Genomic DNA, 24,671 nt, shown 5'->3' with positions numbered 1-24,671 from the left:
TTTATGAAATCGTAAACCGTTTCAAATCTTCTGCTATGTCGGTATTTGGAAAAATTTCTTTTGCTCCTTCTGCTAGCCGGCTGACTGCGTCTCCTTGGTAACGCGAACTAATATGAGATAAAATAAGACGCTCGGCCGATGCTGTTTTAGCGATTTCAGCGGCTTCTTTTGCAGTAGAATGAAAATAGTTGTAAGCAAGCTCCTCGTCTCCCGCTGAAAAAGTAGCTTCATGGACTAAAACATTTACATGCATAGCAAGCTGAACACTTTGCATGCACTTTCTTGTATCTCCTAAAACCGTGATGACCTTCCCTTTTTTAGGCTCTCCTACAAATTCTTGACCATTGATTATACGCCCATCTTTTAATACTACTTCTTTCCCTTCCTTTAACTGCTGATAATGAGGCCCCGGGGGAATATTCATCTCTTTTAAACGCTGAACGTCCAGTGATCCTGGTAAATCTTTTTCGACAACTCGATATCCATAAGATAAAATGCCATGTTCAAGTTTGCCAAACTCCACTGAAAAAGTTTCATCTTCAAAAATCGTTCCACTTTCACTTTCCTCTTCTATTTCAACAATCTCTAGAGGATATTGCAGATGAGTTTGACTTACAGCCAGCGTGACTTGAATAAATTCTTTAATTCCTTTTGGCCCGTATACAGTAAGCAGCGATTCTCCGCCTTGAAACGAACGGCTTCCAAGGAGTCCAGGCAATCCGTAAATATGATCACCGTGAAGGTGCGTAATAAAAATTTTCTCAATTCGCCTCGGTTTAACGGTTGTATGTAAAATTTGATGCTGAGTTGCTTCTCCACAATCAAAAAGCCACACCGCCCCTCTTTCTTGCAAAAGTTCGAGCGCAAGAGATGAAACATTCCGCTGTTTCGCCGGTACTCCTGCACCCGTTCCTAAAAATAACAATTCCATTTTCTACTTCCTCCTTCACACGCACAAAAAGCCTGTAAGTATATTATACAGGCTTTTTGCAAACTTACCTATTTGATGCTGTCAAGCGCATACGTAATAGTAGCTAATAACAGCTCAATATCACTTTCCTCAATGTTGAGAGGCGGCGAGAGGGTGAGAACATTATTATAGCCGGCCACCGTTGCTCCATTTTTCCCAATAATGACTCCTTTGCTTTTGCATTTAGCAATCACTTCATTTACAAGATTAACGTCTAACGGTGCCTTCGTTTGTTTATCAGCTACAAGTTCAATTCCAATTAAAAGCCCTTTACCTCTTACGTCTCCAACGTATGGGTGGCTATCGATAAGCGGCTTTAGCTCACTTAATACGTAAGCTCCAAGCTGTTTAGAACGGTCAAAAAGATTTTCTCTCTCCATAATTTCTAAATTCTTTAATGCCAGTGCACACGCAGCTGGACTTCCTCCAAATGTATTAACATGGCGAAAATACTCGTACTGATCGCTATCTTTGAACGCTTCATAAATTTCTTTTTTAACAGCAGTTGCAGAGAGCGGAAGATATGCGCTTGTAATTCCTTTTGCCATGGTAATGATATCTGGTTTTACATCGTAATTCATAAAACCAAAGGCTTCTCCTGTACGTCCAAAGCCGCAAATAACTTCATCTGCAATTAAAAGTGCACCGTGTTTTTCACACGTTTCTTTTACGCCTTTCATATAATTTTGAGGCGGTAAAAGAATTCCTCCTCCTGTAATAATTGGCTCCATAATAACAGCGGCAATCGTTTCACTTAGCTCCCACGTCATAACATTGTCAATATCTTTTACAGATTGAAGCTGTTCTTTCGGTGCATCGTAGTCATCTTGCCCTCGGTACGAATCAGGCGGAGCAACGTGAATAAAGCCAGGGGCAAGCGGTTCATATTTATATTTACGCTGAGCTTGGCCCGTTGCTGCTAGTGCGCCCATTGAATTCCCATGATACCCTCGGTAACGCGAAATAAATTTGTAGCGAGAATGCTCTCCTTTTTGCTGATGGTACTGACGCACAATTTTAAAAGCCGTTTCATTTGCTTCAGATCCGCTGTTTGAAAAGAAGATAACATAGTCATCACCTAGCATTTCATTTAGCTTCTCTGCCAGTTTGATAGCAGGTACGTGAGATTGAGTAAGGGGAAAATAAGCCAGTTCTTTTAGCTGCTCATAGGCTGCGAGCGCTAACTCATCCCGTCCATACCCGGTATTTACACACCAAAGCCCTGCCATTGCATCTAAATAGCGATTTCCTTGCTCATCTGTAATCCAAGCACCTTTTGCTTTTGTAGCTACCATCGTTGCATCCGGACTGTATGGTTTCATTCCATGCCATACATACTGCTCATCTTTTGCACGCAGATCTTTTTCATTTTGACTGACCTGTACCATCTTATCCACTCCCAAATCGCTAGCGCGGTATTTTTTTTCTGTATGAAAAGACTTCGACAAAATGCCGAAGCCACTTGCTATATTCATCTATATGTTAAAAGTCAAAGCGTGATGTAACCATCTTTTTACGTGTAAAGAAGTTCAAACCGTCTTTGCCGTTGACATGCAAATCTCCGTAAAAAGAGTCTTTCCAACCGGAGAATGGGAAGAAGGCCATTGTAGCAGGTACTCCTACGTTAATACCGAGCATACCAGCATCTGCTTCTTCTCTAAATTGACGCACCGCTTTTGCATCTTTGGTATAAATCGTTGCTCCATTTCCAAAACGGGATTTTTCCATATAGCGAAGTGCTTCATCTAATGTGTCAGCACGAAGCAAGCTTAGTACAGGTGCAAAAATCTCTTCTTTAGCAATGGTCATATCAGGAGTTACGCGGTCAAAAATTGTTGCTCCTAAGAAATTGCCTTCCGTATGTTCATCCATTTCTTTACGTCCGTCACGAATGAGTTCCGCTCCTTCTTTCATGCCAAGTTCAATATAATCCAGCACCTTATCACGGTGCTCTTTTCGAATCACAGGCGTTAGAAGCACTTCATCATCAAAGCCGCTTCCCATAATTAATTCATCTGCTTTTTGCTTTAATTTTGCGACGAATTCATCGCCTTTTTCACCAACCACGACCACGGCGCTGCACGCCATGCATCGCTGGCCGGCACTTCCATAAGCGGAGCTGATAATATGTGATACCGCTTTATCCATATCGCAGTCTGGCATCACAACATGATGATTTTTAGCTCCAGATAAAGCCTGAACTCGTTTCCCTTGAGATGCAGCTTGTTCATAAACATATTTTGCTACCGGCTGCGATCCGACGAATGAAATCGCTTTAACTTTTTCATGCTCTATTAATCCGTTCACAACGTCGTGTGCCCCGTGCACAATATTTAATAATCCATCCGGTGCTCCTGCTTCTGTAAAAAGTTCAGCAAGTCGCGTTGCTAAAAGCGGCGTTCGCTCAGACGGTTTTAATACAAACGCATTTCCACATACAATGGCAAGAGGGAACATCCAAAGCGGTACCATCATCGGAAAGTTAAAAGGTGTGATGCCGCCAACGACACCCAGTGGAAAACGGAACATCTCAGAATCAATTTCTTCCGCTATGTTATTTAATGATTCCCCCATTAATAAAGTAGGAGCACCCGCGGCAAACTCCACGCATTCAATACCGCGCTGTACTTCACCGTAAGCTTCTTTAAAAGCCTTGCCGTTTTCTTGCACCACTAATTTAGCTAACTCTTCATGATGCTTAACTAGTAAATGCTGAAACGCAAACATTAATCTTGCTCGTTTTGGAGCAGGAACGTTACGCCATGTTTCAAATGTTTTTTGAGCTGTTTCCACCGCATTGGCTACGTCTTCTTTTGTAGAAAGCGGTACTTTTGCAATGACTTCGCCCGTCGATGGGTTAATTACCTCTCCAAATTTTCCCCCTGCCGTATCAACCCATTTTCCGCCCACGTAATTTTTTAAAACTTGCGTATCATTATTCACAACTGACATATCGCTTGGCCTCCTCAAAAAATAAGAAATGACAAATCTACCTTTATTATTGAATAAATAAATGGTGGTTGCATTAGACAAAATGTGAAACAACTCTAGATTCTCGTTTCACATTTTGCGCAGTGAACTAGGAGAAAGCATGAACTAAAATGAACATATAGTAAAATCAGCCTCAACATAAAAAAACAGCTGTTTCCAGCTGCTTACTTATCCGTTTATAAATTCCGCGCGCGACTTTTTCATCATAAACAAATATTCATATGCCATAATCATAAACTCAATTGCCAGTCGTTTTTCCGGCTCCATAAAGTCTTCACCCAGCAGCTTTTCTAGTTTTTCGATACGGTGATACAGCGTTTGCCGGACAATGTATAAACGCTTAGCCGTCTCTTGTTTAGATCCGTTGCATGCTAAATAAATTTTTAATGTTTCCATGAGTTTTGCATTATACGTTTCATCATATGTAATAACGGGCTGCAGATATTCAAACACCACTTCCTGTAGGTCTTCATGCTGATGTAAAAGCGAAATAATCCGGTACATATGCAAATCATCATAAAAATGAATAATGGTTTGTTTTTGCAGCATTTCTTGAATCGAAATCGTTTCTTTAGCCGTTTCATAGCTTTTATGCATGCAGTCAAGCTGTTCACAGTATTGGCCAATTCCGATAAAGCTAATGGCGTTCCTCTTTGAATTTTCATCCGATTCATATTGATTCATCCAGCGATGAAGGCTGTTTTCTAGTCTCTCTCTCCACGTGCTAACCATTCGTTTGTTCAAAAGAATAAATAATACTTCGCGATTTCGCTCGGAGACTAATAAGTGAAAGCCTTCTTGTTCAAAAATGCTTCGCAAGATCAGCTTAAAATATGTTCGATCAAACTTCTCCCGCTTTTGCCACTTACAGCAAACAACGACACCTCCGCGGATAGGCGAATCTGAACACACTTCGTGCATAGAGTCTTTTATTTGTTCAAGAGTTAACTCTCCGTTCATCCATTTCGTCATCCATTCGGTTTCATCTACTCTTTTTTTCTCTTCGACATACAGGTCCTTCAAAAAATGCTGAGCAAGTGCAGTCGCCGTTCGGTCAACGGTGAGCACTTCAAGTTCTGTTAACGCTTCATTTATAGAAGCAACATATAGCTGAGCATAATCTTGTCCTAATAAATGAATAGGCTGCTCAGTAAAATGCGGACTTTCATTTTCCCTGCTTATATAATGAAGTAGAAGCTGCTGTTTGAGCAAGTCCATCTCAGGAGCAAAGGTAAGCAATTCATTTGAAACTTTAAGGCCGACAAGAAGCCCCGTAGATTCATATAAACACTGTAAGATGAGGGCCGGATCATTAACTGTTAACAGCAGCTGATTTAGCCTATGAGAATACTGTTCTAAATCGGAAATCATTTGATAGTGCTGATTAATTAAAAGCGAGTGAACATCTTGCGTAATTTCAACGAACGGAACTTCCTCGTGAAATAAAATAATCGGAAAATCACATTCGTTCGCTTTATCAATTACAATTTGCGGAATCTTAGAAGTATAAGTGCCAAGTTCAATACACAGTCCTGATGCCTTGCAAGAAATTAATTGCTGAAGAAATGATAAACAAGATTGAGAATCTTCTCCCCAGCCTACCCCTGTTGATAAAATGAGCTCGTTTCCTTTTAGCAGCTCATTAATGCGCGTCACTTCCATCACGTGCACCCACTTAACAGAATTAGTAAGACCTTTCTCTCCAGCTATTACTTCACAGTTTACAAAATGTTTCCTTGTTAAAATCTCTGTTACTGTTAAATATGATTTCAAGTCAACACCGCCCCTAGCGAATTTCACATCATGTCTCCTGGATCATTAACGCGTATTTCGCATATGTGTAGAACAAAAGCTATATCTTCTTACATTATATTAAATATTTAGAAGAAATAAAATATTTAATGAAAGAAACGAAAAAAGCTGTAACGATAATGGATCGTTACAGCTTCTGAGCTGTTTGCTGTAATTTATTAAAAAAACCTTGGCGTTTAACCGCTTGTTCTTTAATTCGATGAATTTCTTTTTTATAAAAACGCAAATCTTGTAGTGACACTGCATTTAACATTTCCATTTTTAATTTATCAATAATTTTTGTTTCTTCCTGTGTCATACACTGCATAGCTTGATCCATCCGTGTCACACCCTTTTCGTATTTAATAGATTTAGTTTGAAAACGTTCTACTATAATATTTACTACAATTTACTAGATAACTAAACCTTTTCTCTTTCGATGTAAACGAAATGTAACAACTGTAATACAGTCAATGGATAATATCTAGTTATTTTGTTTCACATCCAAAACGAAAAAAACACAAAAACGGATCACTTTTATCAGACAATATAGTAAAAAACTTATAGGGATTAGTAAACAAATAAAGAGATTGAAACATAATTAAAATTCCAATCAACAGCTAGAAGCACCTACGTACATGAAACCTGCGTTCACCCTAGCAATAAAAAAATCCGAACGATTCATCGTTCGGATCTTCCTTCAGCTAAAATAATTTTGTCCCGGCCTCCGTTTTTATACTTGTTGAATCAGTACGGATGAAAAATATTTTCTAGCATCCGCCGTCAATATATGAAGGGTTTCTTGTTCGGTTTGGTTATTTTCGATGCGTTCAAACGTCACAAATGCCCCGCTTAGATTCTCCGTTACGGCTGTTATTTTAAATCCTTTTTGCAGCAAAAAATCAATCTTTTCTCGCTCTGCCATATATTCATGGTAACTTGACATTTCCCTGCCCCCGATCTATTTCTTCATCTGTTTTTATAACATTAATTTTTCAGCTTCGTTAGCCGTGTTTAACTCATTAAACTTTGCTCGTTTTGTAAATTGTCCGTAGCCTTTTTGACCGACAAATTGCTTATCTTTTACGATAAATTCCCCGCGGCAAAGTACTGAAACCGGCTCACCCGTGACTTTCATTCCCTCAAATGCGCTATAATCGACTGCCATATGATGCGTGTTTGCTGAAATCGTACGTTCAACAGAAGGGTCAAATATAAGCAGATCCGCGTCTGCGCCAACCGCTATTGTTCCTTTTTTCGGGTACAGTCCGAACAGCTTAGCAATTTTTGTTGATGTTATATCTACAAACTGATTGATATTAATTCGTTTCTTCACTACTCCTTCTGAAAATAAAATACTCATGCGATCCTCGATAATAGGGCCTCCGTTTGGAATTTTCGTAAAATCTCCTTTTCCCAGATCTTTTTGACCGTTAAAATCAAACGAACACTGATCTGATCCAATCGTTTGCAAGTCGCCATTACGCAGAGCATTCCACAAAACATCTTGGTTCCATTTTTCACGTAAAGGCGGCGACCATACGTATTTTGCTCCTTCAAAATTCGGTTTTTCTAAATAGGTTTGGTCAAGCGTCAAATATTGCGGACACGTTTCGCCCCAGATATTTACGCCTTTTCCCCTTGCTTCAGCAATCTTTTTAACCGCTTCAGCGCACGACACGTGAACAACATAGAGCTGTGAGTCAGCCAGCTCCGTTAGCACCGCGGCTCTTCCCGTAGCTTCTCCTTCTATTTCTGGAGGACGAGTCAGTGCATGATAGATAGGATCGGTTTGTCCTTGTTCTAGTGCTTGTGCCGTTAAATACTCAATAACATCTCCATTTTCAGCATGTACCATCACAAGCGCCCCTAGTTTTTTAGCTTGCACTAGCGTTTGATAAAGGGTAGCATCGTCTGCTTGAAAAACATTTTTATAGGCCATGAACACTTTAAAAGAAGTAATTCCCTCTTTTTCAATAATCGTAGGAAGCTCATTTAATACATCTTCCGTGATTTCTCCAATCATTAGATGAAAACTATAATCGATAGCCGCTTTTCCTGTCGATTTTTCATGCCATGTGCCGATCGCTTTTTGCAGCGGTTCGCCTTTATTGGTTAAGCAAAAATCAATAACAGTTGTCGTGCCTCCAAAAGCTGCTGCTCTTGTACCTGTTTCAAAGTCATCTTTTGTAACGGTGCCTCCAAACGGCATATCTAAATGAGTATGAGGATCGATGCCTCCTGGAAATATATAGTTACCTTTTGCATCAATCACTTCACAGCCCTGCTCTTCAAATGCCGAGCCAATTGCCGAAATAACTCCATTTTCAATTAAAATATCCGCTTTATACGTATCTGTTGCTGTGACTACCACACCATTTTTAACGATTTTCTTCATTTCTTCATCCCCTTTGTATTTATACGTCTAATCGCTGTGCAGCCGTCGCTTGTAAAGCAGCTTGGCGTTCATTCCACGTCATTGGAGGCTGTTCATTCGGTAATTCAACCATGGATATAGCCCCGTCCACCGGACATACAATCGAACATAAATTACAGCCTACACAATCTTCTTCTCTTACTTTTAAATAAGATTTCCCTGAAGGGTCTTTCAGCATATCAATACATTGGTGAGAAGTATCTTCACAAGAAATATGACATTTATTGCAGTTAATACACGTCTCCGGATCGATGCGAGCCACTACTTTATAATTGAGATCTAAGTTGCCCCAGTCGGAATATTTTGAAACGGCTTTCCCTACAATATCACTTACTTTTTCGATTCCTCTTTCATCCAAATAATAATTGAGACCTTGAATCATATCCTCTACAATGCGGAACCCGTGATGCATAGCAGCTGTACATACTTGCACACCTGTAGCACCCATGAGCATAAATTCGACGGCTTCTTGCCAGTTCGAAACGCCTCCCATACCTGATATTGGAACGTTAATAAACGGACTTCTCGCACATTCAGCAACCATGTTTAATGCAATCGGCTTAACAGCCGGGCCGCAATAACCTCCGTGAGCGCCTTTTCCTGCTACGTGTGGAATCGTATTCCATGAATGAATGTCTACTCCTGCTAAACTATTAATAGTGTTAATCATGCTCACAGCGTCAGCACCGCCTCGAACCGCTGCTTCTGCTGTAACGGTGATATCTGTGATATTTGGGGTTAATTTAACAATGACCGGCGTTTGGGCAACTTCTTTAGCCCAATACGTTTGTTTTTCAACCAAATCTGGGACTTGCCCAGAGGCAGCACCCATCCCTCGTTCTGCCATCCCATGCGGACACCCAAAGTTCAGCTCTAATCCATCCACTCCTACGTCTTCTACTTTTTTGACAATTTCATGCCATTTTTCTTGCTGAGGCTCTACCATAAGAGAGGCAATAATTGCGTGGTTAGGAAACTTCTTTTTCGTTTCATAGATTTCCTTCAAATTAACTTCAAGAGGACGATCGGTGATTAACTCAATATTATTGAAGCCGGCTACGCGCTGACCGTTGAAGCCAACGGCAGCAAATCGTGAGGAAACATTTAAAATCGGATCACCAAGCGTTTTCCAAACTGCGCCTCCCCATCCTGCTTCAAATGCACGCTGCACTTGATAACCTGAATTGGTTGGCGGTGCGGATGCCAGCCAAAACGGATTTGGTGATTGAATACCTGCTAAATTTGTTGTTAAATCTGCCATAGATTTCTCCTCCTCCTGATTTTAAGCTGTTTCCATTGTTTCTTTTGTTAACTGCATATGAATATTTAACGCCGTTTGTTTTCCTTGCTGAGCAGCGGTCACAACCATTGCTTCTCCTTGCCCTTTACCAAAAATAACGTCTCCGCAAGCAAATACTTTTGGATTGGATGTTTGAAACGTCTCTTGATTAATTAAGACAACTCCGTCTTCATGATGCAGCTGAAATTGTTGAATCAAAGACAGGTACCGTTCTTGACCAATTGCTTTAACAACAGCATCGACTGGAATGGTAAACGTTGAACCTTCAACAGGAACAGGCTTTCTTCGGCCGTCTGCATCTGGATCTGTTAACGTCATTTTTACACATTCAATCCCGCTCACCTTATCATTTTCATCTCCAATAATTCGTATAGGAGCCGTTAACCAGCGGAATTCAACACCATCTTGTTTCGCAAATTCAAATTCAAAATCATAAGCCGTCATTTCTTCTCGTGTACGACGGTATAAAATTTGAACATTTTCAGCCCCCAAGCGCACGGAACACGTAGCACCATCAATCGCAGTATTTCCCGCACCAATGACGGCAACACGCTTACCCACAAATTCTGTCGATAACGCTTCTGACTTCGTTTTTTTCACAAAATCAATCGCATCATACACACCGTCTAGCTCTTCACCTTCAACATGTAGAGAAGGCACCTTGCTCATACCAATAGCTAATACAACCGCGTCATACGACTGCAGCAATTCGCTTGGAAGAATATCTTCTCCAATTCTTACGTTTGTTTTAATTTTCACATCTAAATTTTTCACTTGTTCAACTTCCCAGAATGAAATCGCTTGAGGAAGACGAAACGACACGATTCCATATGTATTTAACCCTCCTGCTTGTTTTTCCGCTTCAAAAATGGTTACGTCATACCCAAATCGGGCCAGTTCTCTTGCTGCAGAGAGACCAGCCGGACCCCCCCCAACAATTGCTACCTTTTTGCCGTTTGCTCTTCCTTTCTCAAACAGCACCTGTTCATTTTGAATAGCCCAATCCGTTGCGTAGCGCTGCAAATCTCCAATCATAATTGGTTTGGTTGAATGGTTAAGCACACACGCTCCTTCACATAGTTCATCGGTTGGACAAACTCTCGAACAGCTTGCTCCTACGGGATTAGAAGACATAATCGTTTCGGCAGACCCCTTTAAATTGCCCGATGCAATTTTTTTAATAAACGTCGGGATGTCAATTCCTGTAGGGCATGCCTGAATACAGGGTGCATCATAACAGTACAAACATCGATTAGATTCTTCGACCGCTTCTCTATTTGACAACCCTTTTTCTACTTCATTAAAGTTTTGAATGATGGACTGCAAACTTTCCTGTGATCGCATTGCATCAACCTCCCAAGGATATCTGTTGATAAAACTAAAATTGAAAGCGCTTACATATTTTTTATATACGTTATTCTCAACTTCTACTTTGGTAAAATGTATTACTAACTTTATTGTACAAAACGACCGTCTTTTCTTCATTATACATTATGTTAAAAAATTCAGACTATTTACTATTCACTATGTAAAAAGCCTTGCTTTTATATAAAAGCAAGGCTGCAACTATTATTTTGCTACTTCTTTAATAATCGACACTACTAGTTCAGATGTCTTCACCAGTTCTTCTACCGGAATTTTTTCATTTGTTGTATGAATGTCTTCATAACCAACTGCTAGATTTACTGTTGGGATATCAAAGCCTGCGATTACATTTGCATCGCTTCCGCCTCCGCTTTGAAGCAGGCGTGAAGGACGATCGATATTAGCCACGGCTTTTTTAGCAACTTCGACAACATGATCTCCATCGCCAAATTTAAAGCCTGGATACATCACTTTAATATCCACTTCCGCACGTCCGCCCATTTCTTGTGCAGCTGTTTCAAACGCTTCTTTCATTTTCGCTACTTGTGCTTCCATTTTTTCTGGAATTAATGAACGAGCTTCTGCTAAAATATCGACGCGGTCACATACGATATTCGTTTGCGTTCCACCTTCAAAACGTCCAATGTTCGCTGTAGTCTCTTTATCAATACGTCCAAGTGGCATTTTAGAAATGGCTCTTGAAGCAATCGTAATAGCAGAAACGCCTCGTTCAGGAGCTACACCTGCATGAGCTGTTTTTCCATAAATTGTTGCATTTACTTTCGCTTGCGTCGGCGCAGCAACGATAATGTCTCCCACTTTGCCATCGCTATCTAAAGCATAGCCGAATTTTGCCGTTACGAGGCTAGAATCAAGAGCTTTAGCGCCCACTAAGCCAGATTCTTCTCCTACTGTAATAATAAATTCAATTTTTCCGTGCGCGATGTTTTCTTCTTTTAATACGGTGATGGCTTCTAGCATTGCTGCTAAGCCTGCTTTATCATCCGCTCCAAGAATTGTCGTGCCGTCACTTTTAATATAGCCATCTTCAATAGATGGTTTAATACCGTTTCCAGGTACGACTGTATCCATATGAGAAGTAAAGTAGATTGTGTCTACGCCTTCTTTTGTAGCTGGCAGTGTGCAGATTAAGTTGTTGGCTCCGTGGCCCGTTTTTTCTTTGGCATCATCTTCTACTACTTCGACGCCTAATGCGGTAAATTTTTCTTTTAGTACAACAGCAATTTTTTCTTCATGCTTTGTTTCTGAGTCTACTTGTACTAATTCAATAAATAAATCAACGATTCGTTGTTCATTAATCATAATATGTAATCCCTCCAAAAATAACCTACAATGGTATGTTACCATGTTTCTTTGCTGGACGCTCTTCCTTTTTATTGTGCAACATTTCAAGCGCTTGTATTAATTTTATTCGCGTTTCCCGAGGATCAATAACATCATCCACCATTCCAGCGCTTGCCGCTACGTAAGGATTAGCAAATTTCTCGCGATACTGTTCAATTTTTTCATGTCTTGTTTCATCTGGGTTTTCGCTGCCTCGAATGTCGTTTGCAAAGATAATATTTGCAGCACCTTGAGGACCCATAACAGCGATTTCGGCATTGGGCCACGAATACACAAGGTCCGCTCCAATCGATTTACTATTTAAAGCTACGTATGCACCGCCGTACGCCTTTCGCAAAATCACCGTGATTTTCGGAACGGTAGCTTCGGAGTATGCATATAAAATTTTAGCACCATGACGTATAATTCCGCCATGTTCCTGCTTGATACCTGGGAAAAAACCTGTAACATCTTCAAATGTAATAAGTGGGATATTAAATGAATCGCAAAATCGAATAAACCTTGCTGCTTTGTCTGAGGAGTTAATATCTAAACTGCCTGCCATTACTTTAGGCTGGTTACACACAAGTCCGACAACTTTTCCATCTATGCGGGCAAAACCAATGACAATATTTCTTGCAAAGTCTTTTTGCACTTCAAAAAATGAGTGCTCGTCCACTACTTGGTGAATGACTTGACGCACATCGTAAGGGCGCACGGCATCAAACGGGACAACATCTAATAAATCCGGACGATAATGATCAGACTCTGCCTTTGAGGCTAAAGGAGGCTGCTCTTGGCTAGACTGAGGAAGATAGCTTAAGAGCGTTCGTACTTGTTCTAGCACCTCTTGTTCTGTTGCGCCTCTAAAATGGGCATTACCGCTAATTTCGTTATGAACAGCTGCTCCTCCAAGATTTTCAGAGGAAATGCTTTCTCCCGTTACCGTTTCAATTACTTTTGGTCCTGTAATGAACATTTGACTTGTTTCTTCTACCATAAAAACAAAGTCCGTAATCGCCGGTGAGTAAACGGCCCCGCCTGCACAAGGACCCATAATAACAGATATTTGAGGCATGACACCCGAATAAATGGCATTTCGATAAAAAATATGACCGTATCCATCGAGAGACATGACGCCCTCTTGAATACGAGCCCCGCCTGAATCATTTAACCCAATAAACGGTACGCCTGTTTTAGCCGCTAAGTCCATTACGTGCGCAATTTTTTTAGCATGCATTTCACCTAACGCGCCTCCAAATACTGTAAAATCTTGCGAAAACAAATAGACTGAGCGACCGTTTACCTTGCCGTAACCTGTTACTACCCCGTCTCCTGGTCCTACTTGATTATTCATACTGAAATCTGCACACCGATGTTCAATAAACGGATTTAATTCGACAAATGTATGTTCATCCAAAAGAATTTCAATTCGTTCGCGTGCCGTTAGTTTTCCTTTATGGTGCTGTTTTTCAATTTTTTCGTCTCCGCCGCCTAACTCGATCTTTCGGCGCTTATCGTACAATTCATTTAATTTATCATAAATGTCAACCATGTTTCTTCTCCTCCTCTAGTGTTTTTTCACAGAGCTCATAAAGAACACCGTTTGCTGACTTTGGATGCAAAAAAGCAATGGATGCTTCCCCTGCGCCTTTGCGCGGAACATCGTCAATCATTTGCACACCCTTTTCCTTTAACTCGTTAATCCGTTCTTCAATCGTGCGCACACCTAAAGCAACATGATGAAGACCTTCACCTCTCTTTTTGATAAACGCGCCGACCGCACTGTCTTCAAAGAGCGGCTCTAATAATTCAATTTTTACGTTGCCGCACTGAATAAAAGCAACTTTTACGCCTTGTTCTTCTACTTCTTCTACTTTTAATAGAGACAGTCCTAATACCTTTTCATAAAACGGGAGGCTGCCTTCAATTGATTTTACAGCTATTCCTATGTGATCAATTCCTTTTATCACTTTCTCACCTCTTTTAAAAAAGCGTTTTCATTTACACATATTCTTGAAAACAAAAGAAATCTCCTGCTCGCGTACCTACAGAAAGTTGTTTGTCTAAGCAGCGGAAGACATGTAAAATAGGAAAAAAACGTGTAGGAGGACTTTGGTTGTATGTCTAATAAGAAAATCCAAAAAACCATTGTGTTTTTAATGCTTCTTGTCATGTTAATATCTACGCTTTTAGCGGGACTTGCCATGTGGTTTTAATCGAGACTGATGACTAAAAACATAGATGCACTGCTGCTTCTTTGTGCAATGCAAACATATAAAAAAGACTGGTGACTAGTCACCAGTCTTTTGCTGTATATTCACAATGCCTTTTTGAGCGGCTAACTCTTCAAAAGATTGATCTGTAGATACAATCCATACTTTTGTACCTAACGGGACTTGATCATATAAATGGCTTACTTCACGATTTTCTACGCGAATACAGCCATTCGATACATATTTACCGATGGAATCCGGCTGATTTGTACCATGAATGCCATAAATACGTCCGTCAGTCTCTCTTGCATCAAACCCAATCCACCTTACACCTAGAGGATTTTGAGGAGCGCCTCCTTCAATATTACTTCTCCGATAATAAGGATTAACAGCTTTTACTGTTACCGTGAACTCCCCTTCCGGCGTCAGATTAACTGTTTTCCCCGTTGCTACTTTAATAATTTGTTTAATTTCTTTATTTTGAATATAAGCAAGCTCATTGCTTTGTTTATTAATAATAATATAAGGATCATTTGGCAACGGAGTTTCTCCTAATGGCCAAACCGGAGATAGTAGTAAAAGGATAAAAGCAAACACATGCACGTAATCCACCACCTTACGTTAGTCCTAAGTAGAAGACAAGAGAGATATCTCTTGTCTTGTTTAGTGTTCGTAAGCAAGATAAACAACATGCATACTGTTTAACTTATTTTTAAGGTTTGTTTAATAACCAAATATTGTTCAATTTCTTTGACTACGTGCAGTAAATCGGCACGCGCTTCAAACTCTTCCCGCGTTTTGGGAAGCGGCATCTCTGCAAACGCTTCTCGTAAATGCTGAAGTTTGGCTAAAAATAATTTTGCTGTATTACCGGGGTGGATGGATAGACTTAATTCTTCAATGAAATCGGCAATCATGTAGCGCTGTTCTACCACCAAGTCAATAGCGGTAATGAGAGGAAGCGTTCGCTCAATAATTTCAAGCTGTTTTTCACGAATTTTAAAATAGCGGTAATAATAGTTTTCCCCACGCACAAAATGATTTTCTACATCACGAAACGCAAGGCTTTTTGCTTTTTCTAAAATTTTTACCGTATCTGCAATTTCCTTACCGTCCCAACTGCTGTCATTGGTTCTGAGATACAAGGCAATTTCTTTTAACATCGACCGGAAATTCTCTTCAATTTCTTGCTGATACGTGCGAAGCTCTTGATCTAAACTTGGCATGTATAAATTCACAAGCAGGGCAACACCTATCCCAATTACAATTAAGCCAAGTTCATTAAAGACGATTCCCCATGTCATATTGCCTTTGGAGTAAATATGAAGCAAAATAACGGAGCTTGTAACAATGCCTGCATTAACTTTGAATATAACCGTAACCGGGATAAACAAAAGCAGCATCAGTCCTATAACAAGTGGATGATAAGCAATCCCTTCAAAGAATATAAACGAAAACAGAATGGATAAAGAACAAGCAATAAAACGATCGCTTGCACTTCGCAACGATTTTTTCTTTGAATTTTGAATGCACAAAATGGTGATAATTCCAGCTGATACAAAAAACTCGAGGTGAAAGAACTGAGCTATAATAATAGCCAGTGATGTACCGACGGCTGTTTTAATTGTCCGGTACCCAATTTTAAATTTCATTTTCTAGACTCCTACATGTTGGTTTCTTTTTAGTGTGATAAAATACTCTATTCTTTATTAACACGAATAGAAAAATAACACAACCTTAAATCTTGCTGTACCGTATAAATTCCAATAAAAAAAGTGCAGAAAAGATCGTACTCTTCCTGCACTTTTTTATTATAAAATCTTTTCTAAGAAATCTTTAGCACGCTTGCTTTTAGGCGCTGAGAAAAATTCAGCCGGAGGCGCATCTTCAACAAGAACACCGCCGTCTAAAAACAGCACACGATCCGCTACTTCTCGTGCAAATCCCATTTCATGCGTTACAATGACCATCGTCATTCCTGTTTCTGTTAGCGACTTCATTACATCTAGTACTTCTTTTACCATCTCTGGATCCAATGCTGATGTTGGTTCGTCAAACAGCATCACTTTCGGCTCCATTGCCAGTGCTCTCGCAATAGCTACACGCTGCTTTTGACCACCCGATAAGCGACTTGGAAACTCGTTGGCTTTTTGAGAAAGTCCCACTTTTTGGAGTAATTCTTTGCCTTTAGCAACAGCCGTTTCTCTTGACACGCCTTTTACCGTCATCGGAGCATACGTCAAATTTTCAAGCACTGTCATATGTGGAAACAAGTGAAAATGCTGAAATACCATTCCTACGTTTTCACGCACACGCATAATGTTTGTTTTTTTATCTGTAATCACTTGACCGTTAATTGAAACGACTCCGCTCGTCGGTTCTTCAAGCAGGTTCATACAGCGTAAAAAAGTAGATTTACCAGAACCAGAAGGGCCAATAACAGCCACGACTTCTTTTTCTTTAATCGTAGTTGAAATACCTTTTAAAACTTCATTTTTACCAAATGATTTGTGTAGATTTTCAACATTAATCACCTTTTCTCATTCTCCTCTCGACTGCTTTACCAAGGAGCGTTAAGCCCATTACCATTACATAATAAATCAACCCTGCAAAAATTAACGGTTCAAGGTAGGCGAATTTTTCTCCACCTACAATGTAAGCACGTCGCATAATGTCGAGTGCTCCGATAACTGTAACGATAGCTGATTCCTTTGTTAATGTAATGAACTCATTCATTAAAGCAGGTAAAATATTTTTGAGTGCCTGTGGCAAAATAATTTGTCCCATCATGCGGCGATAAGGAATTCCTAACGCTAATGCCGCTTCACGCTGTCCTTTATCAACAGCTAAAATACCAGCGCGAATAATTTCAGATATATATGCTGCAGAGTTTAGCCCGAACGCAGCAACGGCCGCTGGAAACGGGGCAATATCAAACCCGAGCAGCTGAGGTAATCCAAAGTATATTAATAATAATTGCAGTACTAGCGGTGTTCCGCGAAACACAGACGTATATGCATCCGCAAACCATTGAAGAGGTTTATTGCGGCTGATTTTACATAAAGATAAAATAACTCCCAGCACAAACCCTAAAATTGCTGAAGCTAGGACTATCTGTATCGTTACCCCTATCCCTTTTAAAATATAAGGCATAGAAGGCACGATTTGCGAAAAATCCAAATTCATGCCTAGTTCCATTCCTCTCTAACTATCATTCTTATTTTTGGTTATCAAACCACTTAACGATTAATTTATCTAATTCACCGTTTTCTTTCATTTTCTTTAATTCACGGTTAAAGTCATTCGTTAGCTTGCTGTCTTTAGGAAATGCGATTGCTGATCCTTTACTTGAATCTGGACGCCCTGTATCAGACATTTGCAAGCTTTTGTCTTTATTCACATATCCTTTAGCTACTGTATCTTCAATAATCGCTGCATCGATACGATTTGATTTCATTTCTTGAATTAGTTCTGGAATACGGTCACGCGTTGTTACATTTACTCCGTCAACTTCTTTTGCAATTTCTTTTGCTTCGTCTGCTTGAATAGAAGAAGTTTGTACACCGACTGTTTTTCCTTTTAGTTCTTCTGCATTTTTAATTGGGGCATCTTTCTTAGATACAATCATGTTTTTTGCTTCATAATATACGTCTGAGAAGTCCACGTTCTTTTTACGCTTTTCAGTTGGCGTCATACCAGCTAAAACTAAATCGACTTTATTAGATTGTAAAGCTGGAATTAATCCGCCAAATTCCATATCCTTCACCTGTACGTCATAGCCTAACTTTTTACCGATTGTTTTTGCTAAATCTACGTCAAATCCGATTGCTTCACTATCACCTTTTGCCGTATCAATATATTCAAATGGTGGGTAATCTGCTGATGTTCCCATTACTAGTACTTTTTTATCTTTGTCGTCGCTGCTTGCTCCGCCATTAGACGTTCCTTCTCCTGCTCCGCATGCAGCTAAAACGCCTGCTGTTAAAAGACCAATTGCCGTTACCGATAACCACTTCTTCAATTTCATCTTCGTTCCCCCTAGTTTATTCCTTACATTATTTTTTAAAAATTAATAATATTATGAAATAAGTTTTTTGCTATTGCAAGTAAATGTCGAAATTTAAATATATATTCATATAAATGTATTTTAACACAACATTATAAATATGCAATATCTTTTTTAAATATAAGTTTCACTATTTGAAAATACCTTTTCTCAACATTTTCCACTCGTTAGAAAACCTGCATACAGATAGGTAAAAAAACGCATAAAAAAAGAAGCCGTTCAAAACGGCTTCTCTCTTACACTTCTTCACAGTGCTGTTCGAATGCTTCTTGCAGCTTCATCACAACTGACATTGGCTCATGGCCTTCAATTTCGTGACGCTCTACCATTGTGATAATTTTTCCGTCTTTTAATAAGGCGAAAGATGGAGATGAAGGCGGATAACCTTCAAAGTATTCGCGTGCACGTGCAGTTGCTTCTTTATCTTGCCCAGCAAATACTGTAACCAAGTTTGTTGGACGTTTATCATAATGTACAGCGTGCGCTGCAGCAGGTCTTGCAATACCTCCTGCACAACCACAGACTGAATTCACCATTACAAGCGTTGTACCAGGCTTTTTAAACGTTTCATCTACCGCTTCAGCCGTCGTTAATTCTGTATAACCAGCAGCTGTAATTTCTTTACGGGCTTGACGAACAACGTCGTTCATAAACAAGTTAAAATCGATATTCATTTTCATACCTCCCTTTTGCTATCTATTCTTTATCATAGCAAACGAAAACTAAAAAGGCGATTGCTTTGACTCATTTTTTCTTGGTAATCAAGATTAAACAAGAAAAGAAATGGTGATACTATTTTTACAGCTAGAAAACCATACTCTTAACTCCCTAGTGTAGAAGGATCCGCATAAAATACAGGATCCTTTTTTATATTTCCTTCATCGCCTGCTGGTAGGTTTTAATTAAGTGTTCGAGAGCTTCAGCCATTGTGACATCTCCCGTCATCATTTGTTTTTCAACATCCCCTAACGTTTGCTTAACTAAAGGATGTTCATAAAATGATTCTTGTAAATATTCATTAACACTTGCTTGTAACCATGCCTTCATTTGCTTTTGTCTTACTGTATAAAACAGATCATTTTTATTCATCCATTCCTTATAGTTACAAATTATCTTCCACAAGTCTTGAAATGATGCTTCTTCATAAGCAGAAGTTGTGATGACCTGTGGGTTCCACCCTTCAGAATGATCGTGAAGGAAACCGATGACGCTTTCGTATTCTTTTGCAGTCACTTCTGCTTTTAGCCGGTTATCCCCGTCTGCTTTATTTACACAAATCAAATTAACCCATTCAAGCAGCCCTTTTTTAATTCCTTGCAAATCATCTCCTGCTCCGGTTAAAGCAAGCAGAACAAAGAAGTCTACCATCTCTTTTACAATCATTTCACCTTGGCCAACGCCCATCGTTTCGACAAATATGATGTTATACCCAGCCGCTTCACAAAGAAAAATGGCTTCTCTCGTTTTAAGATGAACACCTCCAAGCGTTCCTTGAGAAGGTGAAGGACGGACAAAAGCGTTCTCTTGTTTGGTAAGAAGCTCCATTCTCGTTTTATCTCCTAAAATACTTCCTCCAGACAAGATACTGCTTGGATCGACTGCCAAAACTGCAACGGAATGGCCATTTTTGCATAGGTACGACCCAAATTTGTCAATCAGCGTACTTTTTCCTGCTCCGGGTACGCCTGTAAAACCGATGCGCACTGAATGCCCCGTATGAGGATAGATTTCTTTAATCAGCTGTTGTGCTATTACTTTATGCTTGGGCGCTTTACTTTCAATTAAAGTAATAGCTTGAGCTAACGCTGTTCTTTTTCCTTCAAGCAGCCCTTGTTTATAATCTTGTACCGTTTTTAATTTCACCAATTGTCTTCACCAACTATTCTTCTAACCGTTTCTTTATTTCATATAAAACGGAAACGGCCGCTTTTGGGATTACTGTTCCAGGTCCAAAGATTGCAGAAGCGCCGTGTTCTAAAAGAAATGAGTAGTCTTGTTTAGGAATAACGCCTCCGACAATAACAACGATATCGTCGCGCTCTAATTTCTTTAACTCATCAACAAGCTGCGGCAGTAACGTTTTATGCCCGGCTGCCAAAGAACTTATGCCAATCACATGTACGTCGTTTTCTACAGCTTGCCTTGCTGTTTCTTGAGGCGTTTGAAATAAAGGACCGATATCAACATCAAATCCAAGATCAGCAAAGGCTGTTGAAATGACTTTCGATCCTCTGTCATGCCCGTCTTGCCCCATTTTTGCGACTAAAATTCTTGGGCGTCTTCCTTCTTCCTCTAAAAATTCAGCCGTGAGCTTTCGAACTTCTTCGATTTGATCTCGATGCACAAACTCCGCACTGTATACCCCGCTGACTGACTTAGAAGTAGCCTGATGTCTTCCAGCCACTTTCTCAATAGCTTCTGAAATTTCACCTAGTGTAGCTCTAGCTCTCGCAGCTTCAACCGCAAAAGCAAGGAGATTCCCTTCACCTGTTTTGGCACAATTGGTCAGTCGATTAAGCGCTTCGATTACCGCTTGTTCGTTACGTTCACTGCGTATTTTCTTTAACTTTTCCAGCTGCTTCATTCGAACTGCTGTGTTATCAATATCAAGAATATCAAGCGGTTCTTCTTGCTCCGGCTGAAACTGATTCACACCTACAATAATTTCTGCCTGCGAGTCTATTCTTGCTTGTCTGCGCGCAGCGGCTTCTTCTATCTTCATTTTAGGTACGCCTGCTTCTATTGCTTTTGTCATTCCGCCGAGCTGCTCTATTTCTTCAAGGTGCTTCCACGCTTTTATCATTAATTCATTCGTTAATGATTCCACATAATAAGAGCCTCCCCAAGGATCAATAACGGAACAAATCTCCGTTTCATTTTGTAAATAAAGCTGCGTATTTCGGGCAATTCTAGCTGAAAAATCAGTTGGAAGAGCAATCGCTTCATCTAGTGCGTTTGTATGAAGCGACTGCGTATGTCCTGATACTGCAGCCAGAGCTTCGACGCATGTTCTAATAACATTATTAAATGGATCCTGCTCCGTTAAGCTCCATCCGGACGTTTGAGAATGCGTTCTAAGAGCTAGAGATTTAGGGTTATCCGGCTCAAACTGCTTCATTAATTTTGCCCACAGCAGCCTCCCTGCTCTCATTTTCGCTACTTCCATAAAATAGTTCATTCCAATTGCCCAGAAAAAGGATAGCCTCGGAGCAAATGCGTCAATTGTAATTCCCGCTTTCAAGCCGGTTCGTACATATTCAAGTCCATCTGCAAGCGTATAAGCAAGCTCTAAGTCTGCTGGAGCACCTGCTTCTTGCATATGATAGCCTGATATACTGATACTGTTAAATTTCGGCATGTACTCCGCTGTATATTTAAAAATATCCGCAATGATTCGCATTGACATCTCAGGAGGATAAATATACGTATTGCGCACCATATATTCTTTTAAAATATCATTTTGAATCGTTCCAGCCAGCTTTTCTTTTTTTACGCCTTGTTCTTCAGCTGTTACGATGTAGAAAGCTAAAATAGGAAGCACCGCCCCGTTCATTGTCATCGACACGGACATTTGATCAAGCGGAATCCCTTCAAACAGCTGCTTCATATCTATCATTGAATCAATTGCCACACCTGCTTTCCCTACATCTCCAACAACTCTTGGATGATCAGAGTCGTAGCCGCGGTGGGTAGCAAGATCAAAAGCAACAGACAGCCCTTTCTGTCCAGCAGCTAGGTTTCGGCGGTAAAAGGCATTGCTTTCCTCCGCCGTTGAGTATCCTGCATACTGCCTAATAGTCCAAGGCCGATTCACATACATCGTTGCATACGGTCCTCTCACAAACGGTGGGACACCAGGTGCAAAGTGAATAAAATCGAGGCTATCTCTATCTTTTTTTGTATATACTGATTTTAATTCAATTTGTTCATTTGTTTGAAAGGCAGTGAATGAACTTTGAGTCACGTCATCTTCCCTTTGCTGCTTTGAAAATGATAATGGAATATTAGAAAAAGAAGGCTTTTTATACATGAACTTCTACCTCCAAAGCACATAATAACTTCTTAACGCATTGAATAACATTCGTCTTAGGATGTATGACGCTCATTACACCTTTTTGCTGCCACTGCGTTTTGCGTGATACATGTTCTTCCCCTACTACGTACACATAAACGGAATCTTCCTCAAAATACGTCATCGCTTTTGTTAAGAGCTTTTCCACGAGTTCATCACTTCCACAGATCACATATGCTTCGTGCTTTTGTTCATTCATCCAATCTGCTATCTCGACATAGGAATCTATGTTTTTAATTGTTTCACACGCAAAGCCTGCACTTTCAAATAAAGACCGGGCAATCTCAGCTTTTTTACGGCTGTTAGGATCGGTGAGCTCCATAATGCCAATGCTCATTCCCTTTGTATAAACCCGTATTTTTTCAAACTTCTCTGCTGCTCTCCACTTAGTGAGCGGCACAACACTGTCAGGCTGTGTCTGCTTCGCCATTTGTTTTAGCATCCACCCTGCTGTTACCCCTTTAGATGCTAGCTTTGTATAATCCTCTAGGGAAAGATTTGATGAAAATTCCGAAGCGTTCTGATCACTGTATTTATCCATTTTTATTTCTTCTTTTCTAAACGGGGTGCTTTTTATCTCTTGAGATACATCCTGTTGCTTAGGAGCATAGTGTGTGACTCCGATCAAGCGCTCAATTCGGCACTCTATATTCTCTTGTCTTTTTACTTTCATTTGTTCAACTTCATCTTGAATTCGCCCTTGTTTTAAAGCTTCTTCCATTCCGCCGTGGTCTTCAATGTTGCCAAATAACTCCCAAGCTTTTGTCATTAATTCATGTGTGTAGGCTTCAACGTACCAAGAGCCTCCGGCAGGATCCGTTACTTTTGATATATGTGTTTCGTGCTGCAAAATTAAGTGAGTGTTACGGGCAAGGCGATGAGCGAACTGAGAAGATGAAGACGTGACAGAATCATATGGCTCAATATGCAGACTATCCGCTCCTCCTACAATAGAAGCAAATGCTTGAACCGTGCTCCTTAATGCATTTGTATACATGTCTTCTTTAGACTGTGTAAGATGTGACGTTTCTGTATGGATAAACGGCACTGAAACGGCCGTGTCATCAAAAGCACGAACCACATTTGCCCAAAGCATGCGAAAAGCACGAAGTTTGGATATTTCCATAAATAAATGTGAGCTAACTGAAAAAGAAAAGGTCATGTGAGGTAAAACTTGATGTAAGGACAAACCGCGTTTTATGCATTCATCAATATACTGCACCCCTGTAGCAAGCATATAAGCTAGTTCTTGAACAGCGTTTGCACCGCTGTTATGGTAAGGGATGCTTGATACAATGATCGTTTTGAGCTCTGGAACATTACTGTGAGCCAAACGCGTTGCGTAAGCTAAATGATCGTATAAATCTCGAGTAGAAAGTGGAACTCTTCCATATTCAGCAAGGGTGCCGAGCGGATCCATTCCAACCGTTCCTTTTAGCTGTCTCATATTAAAGTTATGATCAGCACAGTATGCTTTTAGAAACGAAAGAAGCGGAACGGATGTACATCCCGTATTTAAAAATAAAGGGACCGCTTCAAGAGCTACATGCTGAAACAAATGAGCAACATCCTCTAAAGTAGAAATTGTACCGCCTGATGCTACTTCAGCTTCAGTTGCTTCATCAACGTCTTTCCCTTGCCTCATTGCTTCACTGCACGTAAAAGCGGCCGTATTTTGTCCATTTCTCAAACTGTGTAAAAGAAGTTTATTGCTTTCTTTAATAGAAGGTAAGTCGATTTTTTGGGTGATTTCCCATTCCCCTAGTATGTATGATTCTTTACCGGCTCCGCTTAAACAATCTATTCCCGCCGGACTCTGCTGTAAGTAGTCTAAATGTGCCGTATCACTTTCGAAATAAAGCGGTTTCAAAAAGATGTTTTCCAACGTTTCTTTTGAAGAGATCGCGGTATTTTTGCTAACTTCCTGTGCCCAATCTTCTTTAGGTGTACGTGTAAATTCATGAAATGATAATGTATTTGTTTTCATTTCCATGCCCCTTTACAGTTAATAGCTGCCTGCTAAACCGAGATGATTACACTTTGAAGTTTGATGATTCTTCTTTTATTTTAATACATCTTTTACAAATTGTTCAATCATTGCTTCAAAATAAAAAGGGAC

22 protein-coding genes are annotated in these 24,671 nt (G+C 40.0%); 1 reads left to right on the top strand and 21 read right to left on the bottom strand.

Annotation, left to right across the window (positions count from 1 at the left end):
• Position 1: 1 nt before the first annotated feature.
• The 12 genes from rnz to mce form a co-directional block, all read right to left on the bottom strand.
• On the bottom strand, positions 2-931 hold the full coding sequence (gene rnz / locus AC0KUU_RS02430; protein ID WP_322552421.1) for a ribonuclease Z: 930 nt from the start codon (positions 929-931) through the stop codon (positions 2-4).
• 68 nt (positions 932-999) lie between these two features.
• A complete protein-coding gene (locus tag AC0KUU_RS02425) occupies positions 1,000-2,358 on the bottom strand; it encodes an aspartate aminotransferase family protein (RefSeq protein WP_043976294.1) in 1,359 nt (452 codons plus the stop codon).
• 94 nt (positions 2,359-2,452) lie between these two features.
• On the bottom strand, positions 2,453-3,922 hold the full coding sequence (locus AC0KUU_RS02420) for a CoA-acylating methylmalonate-semialdehyde dehydrogenase (RefSeq protein WP_043976292.1): 1,470 nt from the start codon (positions 3,920-3,922) through the stop codon (positions 2,453-2,455).
• Between the two features lie 207 nt (positions 3,923-4,129).
• Positions 4,130-5,761, bottom strand: coding sequence for a PucR family transcriptional regulator (locus AC0KUU_RS02415; RefSeq protein ID WP_322552422.1), 1,632 nt, complete (start codon positions 5,759-5,761; stop codon positions 4,130-4,132).
• 139 nt (positions 5,762-5,900) lie between these two features.
• Positions 5,901-6,092, bottom strand: coding sequence for a hypothetical protein (locus AC0KUU_RS02410; RefSeq protein WP_013084957.1), 192 nt, complete (start codon positions 6,090-6,092; stop codon positions 5,901-5,903).
• Between the two features lie 393 nt (positions 6,093-6,485).
• On the bottom strand, positions 6,486-6,698 hold the full coding sequence (locus AC0KUU_RS02405; RefSeq protein WP_043976287.1) for a hypothetical protein: 213 nt from the start codon (positions 6,696-6,698) through the stop codon (positions 6,486-6,488).
• 33 nt (positions 6,699-6,731) lie between these two features.
• Complete coding sequence (hydA, locus tag AC0KUU_RS02400) at positions 6,732-8,150, bottom strand: dihydropyrimidinase (RefSeq protein WP_043976285.1); 1,419 nt, start codon at positions 8,148-8,150, stop codon at positions 6,732-6,734.
• A gap of 19 nt (positions 8,151-8,169) precedes the next feature.
• A complete protein-coding gene (gene preA / locus AC0KUU_RS02395) occupies positions 8,170-9,450 on the bottom strand; it encodes an NAD-dependent dihydropyrimidine dehydrogenase subunit PreA (protein WP_097824574.1) in 1,281 nt (426 codons plus the stop codon).
• 21 nt (positions 9,451-9,471) lie between these two features.
• Complete coding sequence (locus AC0KUU_RS02390) at positions 9,472-10,833, bottom strand: NAD(P)-dependent oxidoreductase (protein WP_043976281.1); 1,362 nt, start codon at positions 10,831-10,833, stop codon at positions 9,472-9,474.
• A gap of 225 nt (positions 10,834-11,058) precedes the next feature.
• Positions 11,059-12,177: a tripeptidase T gene (locus AC0KUU_RS02385; protein ID WP_025750472.1), complete on the bottom strand. Its 1,119-nt coding sequence runs from the start codon at positions 12,175-12,177 to the stop codon at positions 11,059-11,061.
• 25 nt (positions 12,178-12,202) lie between these two features.
• Positions 12,203-13,753, bottom strand: a complete 1,551-nt coding sequence (locus tag AC0KUU_RS02380) for an acyl-CoA carboxylase subunit beta (protein ID WP_043976280.1) — start codon at positions 13,751-13,753, stop codon at positions 12,203-12,205.
• Positions 13,746-14,171 (bottom strand): methylmalonyl-CoA epimerase, encoded by a 426-nt coding sequence (mce, locus tag AC0KUU_RS02375; protein WP_028411573.1) that lies wholly within the window; start codon positions 14,169-14,171, stop codon positions 13,746-13,748. Before mce ends, AC0KUU_RS02380 begins: the two co-directional genes overlap by 8 nt.
• A 150-nt stretch (positions 14,172-14,321) precedes the next feature.
• On the opposite strand from mce, the gene prli42 reads away from it, so the two are divergent.
• Positions 14,322-14,417: a stressosome-associated protein Prli42 gene (gene prli42 / locus AC0KUU_RS02370; protein WP_149917156.1), complete on the top strand. Its 96-nt coding sequence runs from the start codon at positions 14,322-14,324 to the stop codon at positions 14,415-14,417.
• Between the two features lie 75 nt (positions 14,418-14,492).
• Here the strand turns inward: prli42 and AC0KUU_RS02365 are convergent, their stop codons facing one another.
• From AC0KUU_RS02365 to AC0KUU_RS02325, 9 genes are all read right to left on the bottom strand, one after another.
• Positions 14,493-15,017: a L,D-transpeptidase gene (locus tag AC0KUU_RS02365; RefSeq protein WP_043976277.1), complete on the bottom strand. Its 525-nt coding sequence runs from the start codon at positions 15,015-15,017 to the stop codon at positions 14,493-14,495.
• Positions 15,018-15,115: 98 nt separating this feature from the next.
• Complete coding sequence (locus AC0KUU_RS02360; protein ID WP_013059112.1) at positions 15,116-16,066, bottom strand: aromatic acid exporter family protein; 951 nt, start codon at positions 16,064-16,066, stop codon at positions 15,116-15,118.
• 159 nt (positions 16,067-16,225) lie between these two features.
• The gene (locus AC0KUU_RS02355; RefSeq protein WP_097824577.1) at positions 16,226-16,948 is read right to left on the bottom strand and encodes an amino acid ABC transporter ATP-binding protein; all 723 of its coding nucleotides are present in this window, start codon (positions 16,946-16,948) and stop codon (positions 16,226-16,228) included.
• Positions 16,941-17,600, bottom strand: a complete 660-nt coding sequence (locus AC0KUU_RS02350; protein WP_013059114.1) for an amino acid ABC transporter permease — start codon at positions 17,598-17,600, stop codon at positions 16,941-16,943. The genes AC0KUU_RS02355 and AC0KUU_RS02350 overlap by 8 nt, the downstream gene beginning before the upstream one ends.
• 31 nt (positions 17,601-17,631) lie before the next feature.
• Positions 17,632-18,435, bottom strand: a complete 804-nt coding sequence (locus tag AC0KUU_RS02345; RefSeq protein ID WP_370506066.1) for a transporter substrate-binding domain-containing protein — start codon at positions 18,433-18,435, stop codon at positions 17,632-17,634.
• A 281-nt stretch (positions 18,436-18,716) separates the two neighbouring features.
• A complete protein-coding gene (locus tag AC0KUU_RS02340) occupies positions 18,717-19,154 on the bottom strand; it encodes a BrxA/BrxB family bacilliredoxin (RefSeq protein WP_013059116.1) in 438 nt (145 codons plus the stop codon).
• Positions 19,155-19,347: 193 nt separating this feature from the next.
• Positions 19,348-20,343 (bottom strand): methylmalonyl Co-A mutase-associated GTPase MeaB, encoded by a 996-nt coding sequence (meaB, locus tag AC0KUU_RS02335; protein WP_322552423.1) that lies wholly within the window; start codon positions 20,341-20,343, stop codon positions 19,348-19,350.
• A gap of 16 nt (positions 20,344-20,359) precedes the next feature.
• On the bottom strand, positions 20,360-22,510 hold the full coding sequence (gene scpA, locus AC0KUU_RS02330; protein ID WP_025750479.1) for a methylmalonyl-CoA mutase: 2,151 nt from the start codon (positions 22,508-22,510) through the stop codon (positions 20,360-20,362).
• The gene (locus tag AC0KUU_RS02325) at positions 22,503-24,539 is read right to left on the bottom strand and encodes a methylmalonyl-CoA mutase family protein (RefSeq protein ID WP_162214945.1); all 2,037 of its coding nucleotides are present in this window, start codon (positions 24,537-24,539) and stop codon (positions 22,503-22,505) included. The genes scpA and AC0KUU_RS02325 overlap by 8 nt, the downstream gene beginning before the upstream one ends.
• Positions 24,540-24,671 lie beyond the last annotated feature (132 nt).

Source organism: Priestia sp. ST2 (genome assembly GCF_055810735.1).
Note: the sequence above shows the minus strand (reverse complement) of the source record. Positions and strands in the feature narration are given on the sequence as shown.

Coding starts and splice junctions, on each gene's coding strand:
- rnz (WP_322552421.1), bottom strand. CDS start 931: ATGGAATTGTTATTTTTAGGAACGGGTGCAGGAGTACCGGCGAAACAG.
- AC0KUU_RS02380 (WP_043976280.1), bottom strand. CDS start 13,753: ATGGTTGACATTTATGATAAATTAAATGAATTGTACGATAAGCGCCGA.
- AC0KUU_RS02325 (WP_162214945.1), bottom strand. CDS start 24,539: ATGAAAACAAATACATTATCATTTCATGAATTTACACGTACACCTAAA.
- AC0KUU_RS02350 (WP_013059114.1), bottom strand. CDS start 17,600: ATGAATTTGGATTTTTCGCAAATCGTGCCTTCTATGCCTTATATTTTA.
- AC0KUU_RS02360 (WP_013059112.1), bottom strand. CDS start 16,066: ATGAAATTTAAAATTGGGTACCGGACAATTAAAACAGCCGTCGGTACA.
- preA (WP_097824574.1), bottom strand. CDS start 9,450: ATGGCAGATTTAACAACAAATTTAGCAGGTATTCAATCACCAAATCCG.
- hydA (WP_043976285.1), bottom strand. CDS start 8,150: ATGAAGAAAATCGTTAAAAATGGTGTGGTAGTCACAGCAACAGATACG.
- scpA (WP_025750479.1), bottom strand. CDS start 22,510: ATGTATAAAAAGCCTTCTTTTTCTAATATTCCATTATCATTTTCAAAG.
- AC0KUU_RS02340 (WP_013059116.1), bottom strand. CDS start 19,154: ATGAATATCGATTTTAACTTGTTTATGAACGACGTTGTTCGTCAAGCC.
- AC0KUU_RS02425 (WP_043976294.1), bottom strand. CDS start 2,358: ATGGTACAGGTCAGTCAAAATGAAAAAGATCTGCGTGCAAAAGATGAG.
- AC0KUU_RS02405 (WP_043976287.1), bottom strand. CDS start 6,698: ATGTCAAGTTACCATGAATATATGGCAGAGCGAGAAAAGATTGATTTT.
- AC0KUU_RS02385 (WP_025750472.1), bottom strand. CDS start 12,177: ATGATTAATGAACAACGAATCGTTGATTTATTTATTGAATTAGTACAA.
- prli42 (WP_149917156.1), top strand. CDS start 14,322: ATGTCTAATAAGAAAATCCAAAAAACCATTGTGTTTTTAATGCTTCTT.
- AC0KUU_RS02420 (WP_043976292.1), bottom strand. CDS start 3,922: ATGTCAGTTGTGAATAATGATACGCAAGTTTTAAAAAATTACGTGGGC.
- AC0KUU_RS02410 (WP_013084957.1), bottom strand. CDS start 6,092: ATGGATCAAGCTATGCAGTGTATGACACAGGAAGAAACAAAAATTATT.
- AC0KUU_RS02390 (WP_043976281.1), bottom strand. CDS start 10,833: ATGCGATCACAGGAAAGTTTGCAGTCCATCATTCAAAACTTTAATGAA.